Below are 14,633 nucleotides of genomic sequence, written 5' to 3' on the forward strand. Positions count from 1 at the left end.
ATTGACTCAACGAATATAAAAGTCGAGCAACTTATCTTCTCCGAGGTATCCTTCCAAATGCTGTCCTATCTGTACCGGACCTACGCCTGCGGGAGTTCCCGTAAACAACAGGTCGCCTATTTTCAGCGTCATAAAGCGGCTGACGTATGCAATGATCTCATCCACTTTGAAAAGCATATCCGAGGTATTGCCATGCTGCACTTCCTTGCCGTCTATTTCCAGACGGAAATCAAGCTGCTGCAAATCGCCTCCTGCCTGCTCCAAAGGAACAAAAGTTCCGATAGCTGCCGAATGGTCGAACCCTTTGCAAAGTTCCCAGGGATTACCCGCTTCACGGAACTTACGTTGTAAGTCGCGTGCCGTAAAGTCGATGCCTACAGTCACTGCGTCATAATAACGGTTGGCAAAGCGCGGCGCAATGTTTTTTCCCAAACGGCAAATACGTACCACCACCTCAGTTTCGTAATGAACCTCATCCGAAAAATCGGGAATAAAGAAAGGCTTTCCGTCTTTCAATATAGCCGAGTCGGGCTTCATGAAGATAACCGGCTCTTTATTAACTAACGTATGCCCCAGCTCTTTATTGTGCAGTGCATAGTTCATTCCGACAGCAATAATCTTCATTATTCGATTTCGTTAAAATTCAGGCGGTTGAACATCACCGCCAAATGAGCATATAGAGAAGTATTCTGAACAACAATATTTTCCGGCACACGGATACGGAACGGGGTAAAGTTCCATACAGCTTTGATGCCACCGGCTATCATGGTATCCGTAATGCATTGGGCTATCTCAATAGGTACAGTCAGCACACCGATGTTCACATCATATTCGCGCATCTTCTGCTCGAATTCACTGGAATGAAAGATCGGTATTCCGTTCAATGTAGTGCCTACCAATTCCGGGGTCACATCAAATGCTGCTACAATTTCCAGCCCGAAGTGCTTCAAACCGGAGTCGCGCAACAATGCACCACCCAGGCTACCTACTCCAAACAGAAATGCTTTATGCATATCGGTAAATCCGAGGAAGTCTTCCAGTACGGCTATCAGCGTATCGACTTCGTAGCCCACACGCGTACGTCCGGAGATGTTGACATACGACAAATCCTTGGCTATCTGTGAAGCATCTATATTGATTTCTTTGGATATCTGTGTAGAAGAGACGTACCGTTCGCCCCGCTGCTTGAGCAGCTTAACATTCGACAAGTACCACGGCAACCTGCGCAAAGTAGGCTCCGGCACTTTCATGCTATCCTTATATTGAATTGCCTGGTTCGTTGTCATTTTCTTCATTTCTTTCGGTTACGGATGGACAAAAATACGCTTTTTTTGGAAAAGAATACTCCAACAGAAGAAAGTTAACATAATTTCTACAAAAGTTTTACTTGTCAGCAAAGAGGGATAACGGCAAACTAAGGGAAACTCCCACCGAATGGAACTTCAGGCAATCGAAACCGGCAAAGACTCCTATCCGTGCCATATCAGAAAACCCGATCGAATATCCAATCTCCGTATAGGGGCGCCGACCATATATCACGATGGAACGAAGATGCAAGGCTTCATCAAATGCTTTTCTTGACAGAAAAGGAAGATATTTCAAAAGCAGATATGGAGTATACCAGGAGACATTAGCCTGTGCCCAGCGGGTATTAGTGGACAAAACGTAGTTATCCAGTAAACTAAACCCGGTATCGAAAGAACGTTCCGTAACCAATATGCGGGTAGAAGCGAAATGCTTAAAGTCGGGGAACTGAAGATTCTTTGCATCAAAGAATGAGCCTGCATTCACTGACCAATGCAGGCGATTGAACATACCGAATTCGATTTTCTGTTTAGCCGAGAATTGCATCAGGTGGTACGAGGTAAGATAACGACTTCCGCTCATAGGGAAAGCTCTGTCATATTTCAAGGCAAATGTAGGATAACGGGAAGCTTCATACACTTTCTTACCTTGCGACATGTGATAGTAGTGAGCCGGAGTGTACTCCAACTCAAAAGAAGCTTTCAGGATATCATTCTCCGGCATTGGTCGGAAAGCTGTGTTTTCCGGAATATTCGGTTCGGCATCTCTTTTGAACCAACTTTTACGGATATGGTTATCCAGCATCTTCCTGCGTTGCCAGGAAAGTGAGGAAGAAAAAAGTAATCCGTTAGCCGGCTCTATCGCATGGCCAACAGTGAAGAAGGCATTCTCATAAAGCTTCAGATGATTATGACCGAACAGCGAGCTGGACATACTGTTAATCAAACGGGATTCTCCGCTTTCCGAATTATAATCGGCGGACAGAAGACCTCCGGAAAGAGATAAATAACCACGGTTCCGGGGAGCATAATCCAGCGTCAGTTCTCCTTGTCCAATCCAGTTTCTGCGGGCAGTGGTATAATAGAAAGAAGGCACAAAACGAAGTGTAGAAGATTCTGATAACTTCACTCCTGTCTTTAGCTTAACTCCTAACCAGAAGCCATCCACAAAATTATATTCGGGAATATAAGCGGAAAGACCAGGTAAAGTTAACCATGCATTTTTGTTGGAAGTCCTGAAAGTCTTTCCCCACATAATGGTATTCAGTACTTGCCCGACCGCTGTTTTCTTCTCGGATTTTTCTCCGGGTGATAAATCTTTCAGCGCAATCTTTTCTTCTTTATATTGATAACTCTGCACTTCTTCCAATCGCAACGGCACACTACGGATAGTGGTCCAATAAAGAGAATCCCGCTTATCGGCAAGCGAATCAACCTGAGTATCTTTGCGTCCGATCCGTGCCGGACGTTCAAATTTATGTTTCTTCGGCTGCGCTACTGCAGTGGCAGTTACAGGTTTTGCCGTTTTATCCGTATTGGTCTCCGGCTGGATATCCGTTTTTACCTCTCTATAGTGTATTGCTGCCAGATAAGAAGCCTCTGCCTTGAAACCCATTATATCAATGGTAGAAGAGGTCGTAATAGAAACCGGCAGAAAAACAGAAGACTGTACTTCCTTGCAAGTGATTTTAATCTTTGCTCTCAACCCGGTAGCACGAACATTGACATCAGCAGCCGATATGCACCACAAATCTTCTACAATGAACAGGTCTCCTTCCAGCAAACGGTTATCGTCTTTCTTGGGAATCACACGGATCTTATTTATCATTTGTCCTTCTTCCACAAAGCAAGCGTCAAGTTTGAAACGATAGTACGAGAAAGCATTTTTATTTAACGGGGAAACTTTACCGAAAAGCTCGGGGGTATAGAGATTAATCGTAGTTATACCCATGTCCACCCCTATTTCTTCTGGAAAAGAGTTCTTATTGGCCAATACCTTATTATTCCAAACATTGGGGGCAGTAAAATTCACGATCTGCTGTTGCTCCAAGACAAACAGCTTTCCAAGCCATTCTTTTGCATCTTTCCGCACCTCTTTGGATAATTTCAGGACAGCGGGAATAGCGGTCCCTTTACCGGTTCCCTTCAGATACGTGCCGGCAGTGTAGCTTTTTATCTGAGTGCGATAATAAGGAGCACGTGCTATCGCTTTACGCATCACTGCATAGGCAGGGTCTTCATTTCCCTTGGTGATGTTTACTTCCGGCAGGCTATAGGTACGTTCGGCAAGCACTATATCCTTCTCATAATCACGATTCAGCATTTGAAAAGTAAAGGTCTGGGATATGAATCCTAAAGAAGAGACCTCACAGGTATATTGTCCGGCAGATAATTTCGTTTGAAACCGCCCATGCTCATCGGTAGTTAAACCTGACTTCATTTCTCTCAGATAGAGAGCGGCATAAGGAACCGGCTTTCCGTCAGTATCCGTAACAGTACCCTTGAAAGATTGTGCAAAAGATAGTATAGTAACCAAAGACAATAGGAATAGCCAGATGATTCTTTTCATATTTTGTATATTTGAAGCTAATTAGCGTTTTCTATTAGACGACAAAAGTCCCAAAAGATTGCAAAGTTCCATGCAAAATATTACTTTTGATTCTTAAAACAGAACGAATATGAAGAATAATGATTGGAAAGAACGGTTGAATGTTGTTTATTCTACCAATCCGGACTATAGTTATGAAATGGAAGATGATGGGGAACAAGTTACCCCGGAAGCTTCCAGGCAGAAGTTGCGTGTTCAGTTGGATCGCAAAAATCGAGGAGGAAAAGTAGTCACACTTGTCACAGGTTTCGTAGGTACGGAAAATGACCTGAAGGAGTTAGGTAAATTGCTGAAGTCCAAATGTGGCGTAGGCGGAAGTGCCAAAGACGGAGAAATCATCGTACAGGGAGATTTCAAACAGAAAGTGCTGGAACTACTTAAAAAAGAGGGATATACGCAGACTAAACCGGTCGGATAATCCGGTTCACCGAAACAGACGGTCTATCAGTAAGTATATCACTTCTTCCAAAGGAGGAAAATATGCATAAAAAAACGACCGCAACGGAAATTCCCGTGCGGTCGTTTTTTATATATATTGAGTTGAATTATTCAGCTTTCAAAGTGAAACGCTTGAAATCTACAATCTTCAATTCAGGGTCAGCTGCTGCCAACACTTCTCTTACAGTCTTCTTAGAGTCCATAATATTTTCCTGGTTCAGCAAGCAAACTTCTTTCAAGAACTTAGCCAGACGACCTTTAGCGATGTTCTGAATCATTTGTTCAGGCAGATGTGCAGCCTTTTCAACAGAAACAGTAGCAATGATTTCTTTTGCTTTTGCTATATCTTCAGCTGTAATCCAACCTTTAGCCATATTGCTTTCCATGTGGTCTTCGCTGTCCACGTGAGCCGGATTGATACCTGCTTTCTTCAAAGCAGCCTCAACAGCTTTCTGTACCTGTTCTGCTTTGGTCTTCTCAATAGCAACTTCAATCTCTTTCTGCTTCACTTCTTCAGAAACACCATCCTCGTCAATTGCAATCGGGTTCATGGCAGCAATCTGCATAGCCACTTCCTTAGCCAACTGCTCGTCAACTTCTTTATTGAAAGCAACGATAGTGCAGAGACCATTTCTATTCATATGATTGTAAACAACAGTACTTGCACCCTCTACAGTCATGTAGCCGTCAAGTTCCATTTTCTCGCCTGTAATACCGCTACGGTCAGTCACTGCATCCTGTACAGTACCGTTACCCATCGGCAATGCTTTCACTTCATCCAAAGTTTTGCAGTTGTTAGCTACAGCAAGATCAAGAACATCCTGAGTCAATTTTATGAAATCAGCATTCTGAGCTACGAAGTCAGTTTCACACTTCAATGCAATGATTACGGCAAAGTTACCGGTAGTTTTAGCCAAAACACAACCTTCAGAAGCTTCGCGGTCTGAACGCTTAGCGGCAACAGCCTGTCCCTTCTTACGGATTATTTCTATTGCCTTGTCGAAATCGCCTTCAGCTTCCGTCAATGCATTCTTACAGTCCATCATACCTGCTCCGGTCATTTTACGGAGTTTGGTAATATCAGCCATTGTTACAGCCATAATATATTTTCTTTTTATAATTAATATTCTAAATGATAAAATGGTAAGATGATAGGATGGTAAGACGATATTATCATCTTATCATTTTACCATCTTACCATTCAATTATGATTAAGCCTCTTCGTCTTCCTTCAGGAAAGCAGCAGCTTTAGCTGCATTGATTGCTTCCTCGTCAGATTTGTCGAGTCTTGCTTTTGTAGCTTTCTTCTTGCCTTTATTGGCAGGAGCTTCACCAGCAGCTTCCATATCTACTTTTTCAGCTTTTCTTTCTTCCAAGCCTTCCTGCATAGCAGCGCAGCAAGCATCCAGAATTACTTCTATTGATTTAGTAGCATCGTCATTAGCCGGAATTACGAAGTCGATATTAGAAGGATCAGAGTTCGTATCAACGATACCGAATACAGGTATACCCAAACGGTTAGCTTCGCGAACTGCAATATTTTCTTTCATAACATCAATAACGAACAGTGCAGACGGCAGACGAGTCAGGTCAGCAATAGAACCCAAAGTCTTGTCCAACTTAGCACGTTGACGTGAAATCTGCAGAACTTCTCTCTTAGACAGATTAGAATACGTACCGTCATTCGTCAATTTATCGATGGTAGCCATCTTCTTAACAGCCTTGCGGATTGTGGGGAAATTAGTTAACATACCGCCCGGCCAGCGCTCGATTACATAAGGCATATTTACAGCAGATGCTTTGTCAGCAACCACTTGTTTAGCTTGTTTTTTAGTAGCAACGAACAGGACTTTCTTTCCTGATTTAGCAATTTGCTTCAAAGCTTCAGCAGCTTCGTCTACTTTAGCAACTGTTTTGTGGAGGTCAATGATGTGGATACCATTGCGTTCCATGAAAATATAAGGAGCCATTGCAGGATTCCACTTTCTTTTGAGGTGACCAAAGTGGCAACCGGCTTCCAATAATGTATCAAAATTTGTTCTTGACATCTTGTTTTTTCTTTAAATCGTTTACTTTCTTTTTTGTTTTTTCTAAACCAACCGCCGGGTAGTCTATCAATCCAGAGTCCCGGTAGTTTAGATACTAAACGCTCTTTCAGTTGAGAGTTGAGAGATAAAAGTTGAGAATTAAGCAACTTGTCCGCCCCAACATTTCTGCAACTCTTAACGTTTACTGAACTGGAATCTTCTACGAGCTTTCGGTTGTCCCGGTTTCTTACGTTCAACAGAACGCGGGTCACGAGTCATGAAGCCTTCAGCGCGAAGAGCAGCTTTGTCTTCAGCATTCATCTTCACCAATGCGCGGGCAATAGCCAGACGCAAAGCCTGAGATTGACCGGTGAAACCACCACCGCAAAGATTTACTTTAATATCATATTTTTCAGCAACACCCAGCTTGCTCAGCGGTTGTTTAACTACATACTGAAGAATAGTTGATGGAAAGTACTCTGCAAGGTCTCTCTTGTTAATAGTAATCTTTCCTGTACCTTCGGTTACGAAAATGCGTGCAATTGCACTTTTACGTCTGCCTAATGCATTTACTACTTCCATATCTATTATTTAAGTAAGTTTATATCAATTGATTTCGGGTTCTGAGCATCATGTTTGTGCTCACTGCCGGCATATACGTACATATTGCTCAGCAATTTAGCGCCCAATTTGTTCTTAGGCAACATACCCTTTACTACTTTTCTCAACAGTCTGTCATCACCGTTCGGTTTAGCCTGCAGACGAGCAGGAGTCATTTCTCTCTGACCACCGGGATAACCTGTGTATGACAAATACACTTTGTCAGTCCACTTATTACCTGTCATTTTAACTTTGTCGGCATTGATAATGATTACATTATCACCGCAATCTACGTGAGGAGTAAAGTTTGGTTTATACTTCCCTCTCAACAGTTTCGCAACTTTTGCGCCCAGACGACCCAATACTTGGTCTGTAGCGTCAACAATAACCCATTCTTTGGTTACCGTAGCTTTGTTTGCAGAAATGGTCTTGTAACTTAAAGTATCCACTCTTGATTTGTTTTTTAAATGTTACTACTAAAAAAATCTTCATTACGGATTAGCCACCCCGGACAAAGGTGGATTAACTCGCTCTGAATTAATTGCTTATCCTTATTAGATAATAATCGGCTTGCAAAGGTACGGATTTTCCCAAAACTGGCAAACGTTTTCTTCTTTTTTTTAAAGAAGCTGACTATCAATCACAAGCAATGTTAGGACACAAAACAAGCAATGTCCCCATGCAAAAGATTGCTTGCTTTGCATCGGAACATTGCTTATTATATCCGGATAGCCCGTTTTAACGAACAATATCTTCAGGGAATACAGGCGGCATCGTTACCCGCTTCCAGGTTTCATGATACCAACAGTTCAATTCATTGCCGTTCAAATCTTTAGAAATAAAATACTTCAGATGCATAAGTCCGCCTTCTCCCATCTCAAACTCCAGGACATTATCTTTATTATCCAGCATGGGCAGATGAATATTCTTCTCAATACTTTCCCGATAGCTATTGTCCGTCAGCTGGATATAGGTACCATATCCGGTGATTATGGCATCTTTGCCGGGAATAAGAGTGAAATTGACGATACGCCCGTCATCGCTCAATACCTTGAATGTGTTACTGGGCTTCAAAGCACCGGGAACATCCGGAATTTCGGATACATAGTGACACAGCTGCCAGATACCTTTCAAATCCGCAGGTTTGAAACTCGCCTTCTTCTGCGCTGCCGCTCCTGTTACCGCCAACAGCATCGCTGCCAACATGGTAATGAAATACTTCTTCTTCATGTTCGTATATATTTGGTTAACGTATAGGCATCTGACTGTCACAAATATAAGTAATTATTTTAATATTATAACAGTTTCTTAGTAAAAAAAGAGCCCGCACAACAAGATTGTGCGGGCTACTTCACTTATTTATTTTAAGAGTTAGAACTCTGCATTACGTGGCGTACGCGGGAAAGGTATTACGTCACGAATATTTGCCATACCTGTCACAAACAGAAGCAAGCGTTCAAAACCCAGACCAAAACCGGAGTGAGGGCACGTACCGAATCTGCGGGTATCAAGATACCACCACATATCCTTCATCGGAATATGCATTTCGTCAATACGCGTCATCAACTTGTCATAATCAGACTCACGCTCAGAGCCACCGATAATCTCACCAATCTTCGGAAATAATACGTCCATTGCACGTACCGTTTTACCATCTTCGTTCTGCTTCATGTAGAACGCTTTGATTTCCTTCGGATAGTCAGTCAGGATAACCGGACGCTTGAAGTGTTCTTCCACGAGATAACGTTCGTGCTCAGAAGCCAAGTCCACGCCCCAGTATACCGGAAATTCGAACTTATGACCTTTAGCAACAGCCTCTTCCAGTATCTTGATGCCATCCGTATAAGGCAAACGTACGAAAGATTCTTTCAATACATCTTGCAGACGTTCAATCAAGCCTTTGTCAAACATATCGTTAAGGAACTTCACGTCGTCAGCACAGTTATCCAAAGCCCACTTCACACAGAATTTGATAAACTCTTCTGCCAGATCCATGTTGTCCGTAATGTCGTTGAACGCTACTTCCGGTTCCACCATCCAGAACTCAGCCAAATGGCGTGGAGTATTGGAGTTTTCTGCACGAAATGTAGGACCAAACGTATAAATAGCGCCCAGCGCCGTAGCAGCAAGTTCACCTTCCAACTGTCCGGAAACCGTCAGACTGGCTTGCTTACCAAAGAAGTCGTCATCATAAATGATGGAACCGGCTTCATCCTTCTTCAAATCATAAAGGTTCTTCGTCGTTACCTGGAACATCTGTCCGGCACCTTCACAGTCAGAAGCCGTGATGATAGGTGTATGGAAATAAACGAAACCTTTCTGATGAAAGAAAGTATGGATAGCTATCGCCATGTTATGACGGATGCGGAACACTGCACCGAAAGTATTCGTACGGGGACGCAGGTGGGCAATCTCACGCAGGAACTCCAGCGTATGACCTTTCTTCTGCAAAGGATATGTATTATCACAAGTACCCAGCACTTCAATCTCACGAGCTTGAATCTCAGCCTTCTGACCGGAACCTACCGACTCCGTCAATTCACCGTTCACACTCAGACAGGCACCAGTGGTAATATCTTTCAGCATCTCCTCATCAAAGTTTGCCAAATCTACTACAACCTGCACATTATTTATTGTAGAACCGTCATTCAGGGCGATAAAATTAACTTGTTTACTACCTCTGCGGGTACGAACCCAGCCTTTCACGTTGACCATAGCGCCGAAATCTTCGCGCTTCAACACGTCAACAATCTTTGTTCTACTAATCTTTTCCATAAATTTGTGTTAAACCTATATTATATAATTACTCAAAAGAGCCCATGCGCAGGTAGTTTACTTCCTGTTCGCTCAAATAGCGCCATTCACCACGACGTAAGCCTTTCTTAGTCAGTCCGGCAAAAAATACGCGGTCGAGTTTCACTACCTTGTAACCCAGTGACTCAAATATACGACGAACAATACGGTTCTTACCTGAGTGGATTTCAATACCCACTTCATCCCGTCTAACATCATCCGTATAACTGATAGCATCTGCATGGATTTCACCGTCATCCAACTGAATACCGGCTGCAATCTGATCCATATCAGCTTTCGTCACATTCTTATCTGTATGTACGTGATAAATCTTCTTCTTCAGGAACTTCGGATGTGTCAGCTTGGAAGCCAGGTCACCGTCGTTCGTCAGCAATAGCACACCTGTAGTGTTACGGTCCAGACGACCTACCGGATAAATACGCTCATCGCAAGCACCTTTCACCAAATCCATCACTGTACGACGTGCCTGCGGATCATCCGAGGTAGTCACAGTATCTTTCGGCTTATTCAGCAAGATATAAATCTTACGCTCAATGCTCACCGTCTGATCGTGGAACTTCACTTCGTCAGCACGTTTGATCTTAGTTCCGAGCTCTGTAACCACTACTCCATTTACTGAAACCACACCTGCCGTGATAAATTCATCCGCCTCACGACGAGAGCAGACACCTGCATTAGCCAGGAACTTGTTCAAACGGATCGGTTCATTAGGATCCGTAAACTGTTCCTTATATTCTATCTGTTTCTTACGGCTGTACTTTGCATTCGGATCATAATCCGGCGTACGGCGCTGTTGGGGACGACCATATCCGCCTCTTCCACCATCCGGATTGAAGCGTGGACGCTGCGGGCGGTCGCCATAAGAAGATCCTCCATAAGAAGAGCCACCATAAGGACGTTGTGGACGATCACCACCATCACCGCTATTATAGCGAGGACGATAAGGACGGTCGTTGTTATAAGAACGCTGTCCGTCACCACTATTGAAACGTGGGCGTTGGGGACGGTCACCATAAGAAGAGCCTCCATAAGAAGGACGCTGCGGACGATCACCACCATCACCGCTATTATAGCGAGGACGATAAGGACGGTCACCACCACTGTTGTTTCCATAAGAAGGACGTTGCGGACGATCGCCGCCTTCACGATTATAGGACGGACGATCACCATACGGGCGTTGCGGACGATCACCACCCTCACGATTGTAAGACGGACGGTCACCATAAGAACGTTGTGGACGTTCACCACCTTCAGCATTAGGGTTAAAGCGCGGGCGATACGGGCGATCACTGCTGTAAGCACGCTGTGGGCGTTCGCCACTCTCGCTGTTAAAACGCGGACGATAGGGTCGGTCACCACCTTCACGGTTGTAAGACGGACGGCTGTAATTGTTTTCTCTTTCAAATCTGTTGCCTGAATTCTCCTCACTGGAAGAATCGTCACGCCAATTTTCGTTTTCTGTACTCATTGTTTTATTCGAATAAAATTAAACGTTGGCCTCACGGCCATTCTATTATCACTCTTATACCTTATATTATATATGTATGCTATATTAACAATCACCGGATTTAAAATGTTGGCTTCATTATACAGCTAAATTTAATGTTTCTATCTTAGATTCCTGTATATGTATGAGGAGTAATCACACGCAATTCTTTCTTTATTTCCTCATCTACATTCAAACCTTCAATAAATTCCTTTATAGAAGCTTCCGTAATAGCCTGATTAGTGCGGGTCAAGGCCTTCAATGCCTCGTACGGATTCGGATATGCTTCACGGCGCAGAATTGTCTGAATAGCCTCAGCTACCACACTCCAGCAATTATCCAGATCACGATAGATAGCCGTTTCGTTCAGCAACAATTTACGCAAGCCTTTCAATGAGCTCTGAATGGCAATTACGATATGCCCGAACGGAACGCCTACGTTACGCAATACGGTAGAATCCGTCAGGTCACGTTGTAAGCGGGACACAGGCAGTTTCACCGACAGATGTTCCAGAATGGCACTTGCCACACCCAGATTACCTTCCGCATTTTCAAAGTCAATCGGATTCACTTTGTGCGGCATGGCGCTGGAACCTACTTCACCGGCTTTAATCTTCTGCTTGAAATATTCCATGGAAATATATTGCCAGAAGTCACGGTTCATATCGATCATTACCGTATTTATGCGCTTCATAGCATCGAATACAGCAGACAGATTATCATAATTAGAAATCTGCGTAGTATATTCTTCACGTTCCAAGCCCAGTTTTTCAGCAACAAACCGGTTACCAAATGCTTTCCAGTCGAACTCCGGATAAGCCACATGATGCGCATTGTAATTTCCGGTAGCACCACCGAACTTGGCAGTAAGCGGACAAGACTTCAAAGTAGCCAGCTGGCGTTCAAGACGATATACAAATACCATCACCTCTTTCCCCAAGCGAGTAGGTGAAGCCGGTTGACCGTGTGTCTTGGCAAGCATAGGAATAGCCTTCCATTCTTCCGCATACGTACGAAGTTGCGCAATCAGTTCCTCTATTTGCGGATAATAAACCTGTTCCAAAGCCTCTTTGATAGATAAAGGAACGGAAGTATTATTGATATCCTGTGAAGTCAGTCCGAAATGAATAAACTCTTTGTAGTCATCCATTCCACCCATTTTATCAAACTCTTCTTTCAGGAAGTATTCTACGGCTTTTACATCATGGTTCGTTACGCTCTCAATATCTTTGATACGCTGCGCGTCAGCTTCTGAGAAGCTACGATAGATATTTCTTAATGTTTCAAATACGTTTTTGTCTACGCCTTTTAATTGCGGCAAAGGCAATTCGCACAAGGTGATGAAGTATTCCACTTCCACTTGCACACGGTATTTTATCAAGGCAAATTCCGAGAAGTAAGCTGCCAAAGCATCTGTTTTTCCTCTGTATCTACCATCAATCGGAGAGATAGCAGTAAGTAAATCAAGTTCCATACGTGTATATTAGATAATTATCGAGCCGCAAAATTAGCTTTTTTTTCTGAGTAATAAGCCATAAAGGGGAAAGAAAGTTAAGTAAGGAAGTTAACAGATAAAAAAATAGCCTTACAATAACTTGCAAGACCACTCATCACAGAAATCGGATGTGGGCGCTGAGGGATTCGAACCCCCGACCCTCTGGGTGTAAACCAGATGCTCTGAACCAGCTGAGCTAAGCGCCCTTTTGTTCGAAAGTGTGCGATTTTTAATGTGGGCGCTGAGGGATTCGAACCCCCGACCCTCTGGGTGTAAACCAGATGCTCTGAACCAGCTGAGCTAAGCGCCCGTACACTTTCGTTTCAAAAGCGATGCAAAGGTACAGCTTATTTTGAGATTACCAAAACAATTGCGAACTATTTTCTAAGAAAAATATACAGAAAGATATATACTTATTGAAATTCAGCAATTTAACAAAGAAACTTTTTTTCATCATCTACGAACCGGTGATATAGAAGCACACCGTCATTCCGATATATTCTTTCTGATCACCTTCGCCGGATTTCCTACCGCCACACTATCATCGGGTATGTTTTTCGTCACCACACTTCCGGCGCCAATAATACAGCGATCACCAATTGTTACTCCGGGACAAATTACAGCACCACCGCCAATCCAGCAATCCTCTCCTATCGTCACCGGATAGGCATATTCCTTCGGGGTACGACGTTCTACATAATCCATCGGATGTTGTGGAGTATAAATCTGTACACAAGGTCCCACTAATGTATGGGCACCAATCGTGATATAACCTCCGTCCAGAAAAGTACAATTTGCATTCACAAATACGTGTTCACCCAGACGGATACCATCCCCATGATCGCAATGGAAAGGCGGGCACACAACGGATGTCTCCGGTATTCCCGGTATCAGGTCTTCCAACAATCCTCTGTAAGCCTCATCGTAAGTACTCAGTTTCCGCATTCTTGCCAGCAACTTCTTGGCATATTCAAACTTTACCTGTACTTCCGGGGCAGACATATCCGCCAGTTGCGAACTACGCATTTTCTCTACTTCATTCATATATTTCAATTACCAGATTATACTCTCAAAAGCGCAATTATTCACCCTTTCGCCATTACACTTTCCACAAAAATAGATATTTATTCCAAACAGCCAACCATACTGATAAAAAGAAACAGTAAATGTTTTCAAAAGAATCGCATCTATACTATTTTATATACAAAAAATATTCGTATATTTATTGCAATTTAAACAGAAACAAGCATTCGCAATAATACTATTTTAAAGACAAACTGGGAAGTTCCCGCACTTTATGAAAACTATATTCTTTTTTATATGCATATCACTTTGTACTACATATATATATGCACAGACAATTTATTATGCTGTAACTAAAACATTCAATGAAAATGGTTACACCTACCAATGCGATGTGGCAGCGTCAAAGACAGTCACACTCTATAACAAGAGTAACAAATTACTCTTTACCACTCAAAGTTACAAAAATACAGGAGAAACTTTCTCACAAACAGATGAAGGTATCGTTTTACTCCAATATGACGCATGGACACGAGCAGAGCGCCTTTCCATTGTAAACGCTGCATTTTCCGCTAGTGAAAAGCAAAGAGTAAAAGGCCACGAACTCATAATAACAATGTGCATAAATTCAGATACCGGCAAGGTTGATGAGGTCGAATTTTCTTTCATGAACTTCGGTACTTATGCCACAATCCCTATCTCTGTTTACCGTAAAATCGAAACAGATTTAAAAGAAAAGGTCTGGTATATCCCTACTGAAGAGGGCAAAAAATTAAATTATATATACTATTGGTGGGCACAAGAGCCCCAATAATAAGCCTTATAGGCAGTGATAGCG

The 14,633-nt window shown here is 43.0% G+C and carries 14 protein-coding genes and 2 tRNA genes; 2 read left to right on the forward strand and 14 right to left on the reverse strand.

From position 1 onward, the window contains the following. Positions 1-6 precede the first annotated feature (6 nt). From K6V21_RS01310 to K6V21_RS01320, 3 genes are all read right to left on the reverse strand, one after another. Complete coding sequence (locus K6V21_RS01310; RefSeq protein ID WP_007210477.1) at positions 7-624, reverse strand: fumarylacetoacetate hydrolase family protein; 618 nt, start codon at positions 622-624, stop codon at positions 7-9. After that, a complete protein-coding gene (locus tag K6V21_RS01315; RefSeq protein WP_007218733.1) occupies positions 624-1,286 on the reverse strand; it encodes a redox-sensing transcriptional repressor Rex in 663 nt (220 codons plus the stop codon). The genes K6V21_RS01310 and K6V21_RS01315 overlap by 1 nt, the downstream gene beginning before the upstream one ends. Positions 1,287-1,383: 97 nt before the next feature. Further along, complete coding sequence (locus tag K6V21_RS01320; RefSeq protein WP_224320628.1) at positions 1,384-3,873, reverse strand: DUF5686 family protein; 2,490 nt, start codon at positions 3,871-3,873, stop codon at positions 1,384-1,386. A gap of 109 nt (positions 3,874-3,982) precedes the next feature. Here K6V21_RS01320 and K6V21_RS01325 point away from each other — a divergent pair, with 109 nt between their 5' ends. After that, on the forward strand, positions 3,983-4,330 hold the full coding sequence (locus K6V21_RS01325; RefSeq protein ID WP_007210473.1) for a translation initiation factor: 348 nt from the start codon (positions 3,983-3,985) through the stop codon (positions 4,328-4,330). Positions 4,331-4,457: 127 nt separating this feature from the next. On the opposite strand, the gene tsf is transcribed toward K6V21_RS01325, so the two are convergent. The 11 genes from tsf to K6V21_RS01380 form a co-directional block, all read right to left on the reverse strand. Then, a complete protein-coding gene (gene tsf, locus K6V21_RS01330; protein WP_217716549.1) occupies positions 4,458-5,450 on the reverse strand; it encodes a translation elongation factor Ts in 993 nt (330 codons plus the stop codon). A gap of 111 nt (positions 5,451-5,561) precedes the next feature. Further along, positions 5,562-6,398 carry a 30S ribosomal protein S2 gene (gene rpsB / locus K6V21_RS01335; RefSeq protein ID WP_007210471.1) on the reverse strand — a complete coding sequence of 279 codons (837 nt, stop codon included), beginning with the start codon at positions 6,396-6,398 and terminating at the stop codon, positions 5,562-5,564. A gap of 174 nt (positions 6,399-6,572) precedes the next feature. Next, a complete protein-coding gene (gene rpsI, locus K6V21_RS01340) occupies positions 6,573-6,959 on the reverse strand; it encodes a 30S ribosomal protein S9 (protein WP_007210470.1) in 387 nt (128 codons plus the stop codon). 5 nt (positions 6,960-6,964) lie between these two features. Beyond that, a complete protein-coding gene (gene rplM / locus K6V21_RS01345; protein ID WP_007659593.1) occupies positions 6,965-7,426 on the reverse strand; it encodes a 50S ribosomal protein L13 in 462 nt (153 codons plus the stop codon). A gap of 289 nt (positions 7,427-7,715) precedes the next feature. Beyond that, the gene (locus K6V21_RS01350) at positions 7,716-8,207 is read right to left on the reverse strand and encodes a DUF4488 domain-containing protein (protein ID WP_224320629.1); all 492 of its coding nucleotides are present in this window, start codon (positions 8,205-8,207) and stop codon (positions 7,716-7,718) included. 141 nt (positions 8,208-8,348) lie between these two features. Next, the gene (gene asnS / locus K6V21_RS01355; RefSeq protein WP_217716547.1) at positions 8,349-9,752 is read right to left on the reverse strand and encodes an asparagine--tRNA ligase; all 1,404 of its coding nucleotides are present in this window, start codon (positions 9,750-9,752) and stop codon (positions 8,349-8,351) included. A gap of 28 nt (positions 9,753-9,780) precedes the next feature. Continuing rightward, positions 9,781-11,259: a pseudouridine synthase gene (locus tag K6V21_RS01360; RefSeq protein WP_224320630.1), complete on the reverse strand. Its 1,479-nt coding sequence runs from the start codon at positions 11,257-11,259 to the stop codon at positions 9,781-9,783. A gap of 145 nt (positions 11,260-11,404) precedes the next feature. After that, positions 11,405-12,751 (reverse strand): adenylosuccinate lyase, encoded by a 1,347-nt coding sequence (purB, locus tag K6V21_RS01365; RefSeq protein ID WP_224320631.1) that lies wholly within the window; start codon positions 12,749-12,751, stop codon positions 11,405-11,407. A gap of 152 nt (positions 12,752-12,903) precedes the next feature. Further along, positions 12,904-12,978, reverse strand: a tRNA-Val gene (locus tag K6V21_RS01370). 29 nt (positions 12,979-13,007) lie between these two features. Then, a tRNA-Val gene (locus K6V21_RS01375) sits at positions 13,008-13,082 on the reverse strand. A 176-nt stretch (positions 13,083-13,258) separates the two neighbouring features. Continuing rightward, entirely contained in the window at positions 13,259-13,816 is a 558-nt protein-coding gene (locus K6V21_RS01380) for a sugar O-acetyltransferase (RefSeq protein WP_224320632.1), read from the reverse strand. A gap of 253 nt (positions 13,817-14,069) precedes the next feature. Here K6V21_RS01380 and K6V21_RS01385 point away from each other — a divergent pair, with 253 nt between their 5' ends. Next, positions 14,070-14,609, forward strand: a complete 540-nt coding sequence (locus tag K6V21_RS01385) for a DUF5043 domain-containing protein (RefSeq protein ID WP_224320633.1) — start codon at positions 14,070-14,072, stop codon at positions 14,607-14,609. Positions 14,610-14,633 lie beyond the last annotated feature (24 nt).

Origin of the sequence: Bacteroides cellulosilyticus (assembly GCF_020091405.1) — a bacterium.
Classification (GTDB): Bacteria; Bacteroidota; Bacteroidia; order Bacteroidales; family Bacteroidaceae; genus Bacteroides.

What these genes read in the sequence shown, in the direction of transcription:
- tsf (WP_217716549.1), bottom strand. Translation starts at nt 5,450, where the DNA reads ATGGCTGTAACAATGGCTGATATTACCAAACTCCGTAAAATGACCGGA.
- K6V21_RS01310 (WP_007210477.1), bottom strand. Translation starts at nt 624, where the DNA reads ATGAAGATTATTGCTGTCGGAATGAACTATGCACTGCACAATAAAGAG.
- K6V21_RS01320 (WP_224320628.1), bottom strand. Translation starts at nt 3,873, where the DNA reads ATGAAAAGAATCATCTGGCTATTCCTATTGTCTTTGGTTACTATACTA.
- asnS (WP_217716547.1), bottom strand. Translation starts at nt 9,752, where the DNA reads ATGGAAAAGATTAGTAGAACAAAGATTGTTGACGTGTTGAAGCGCGAA.
- K6V21_RS01325 (WP_007210473.1), top strand. Translation starts at nt 3,983, where the DNA reads ATGAAGAATAATGATTGGAAAGAACGGTTGAATGTTGTTTATTCTACC.
- K6V21_RS01385 (WP_224320633.1), top strand. Translation starts at nt 14,070, where the DNA reads ATGAAAACTATATTCTTTTTTATATGCATATCACTTTGTACTACATAT.
- K6V21_RS01360 (WP_224320630.1), bottom strand. Translation starts at nt 11,259, where the DNA reads ATGAGTACAGAAAACGAAAATTGGCGTGACGATTCTTCCAGTGAGGAG.
- K6V21_RS01315 (WP_007218733.1), bottom strand. Translation starts at nt 1,286, where the DNA reads ATGACAACGAACCAGGCAATTCAATATAAGGATAGCATGAAAGTGCCG.
- purB (WP_224320631.1), bottom strand. Translation starts at nt 12,751, where the DNA reads ATGGAACTTGATTTACTTACTGCTATCTCTCCGATTGATGGTAGATAC.
- K6V21_RS01350 (WP_224320629.1), bottom strand. Translation starts at nt 8,207, where the DNA reads ATGAAGAAGAAGTATTTCATTACCATGTTGGCAGCGATGCTGTTGGCG.
- K6V21_RS01380 (WP_224320632.1), bottom strand. Translation starts at nt 13,816, where the DNA reads ATGAATGAAGTAGAGAAAATGCGTAGTTCGCAACTGGCGGATATGTCT.
- rpsI (WP_007210470.1), bottom strand. Translation starts at nt 6,959, where the DNA reads ATGGAAGTAGTAAATGCATTAGGCAGACGTAAAAGTGCAATTGCACGC.
- rpsB (WP_007210471.1), bottom strand. Translation starts at nt 6,398, where the DNA reads ATGTCAAGAACAAATTTTGATACATTATTGGAAGCCGGTTGCCACTTT.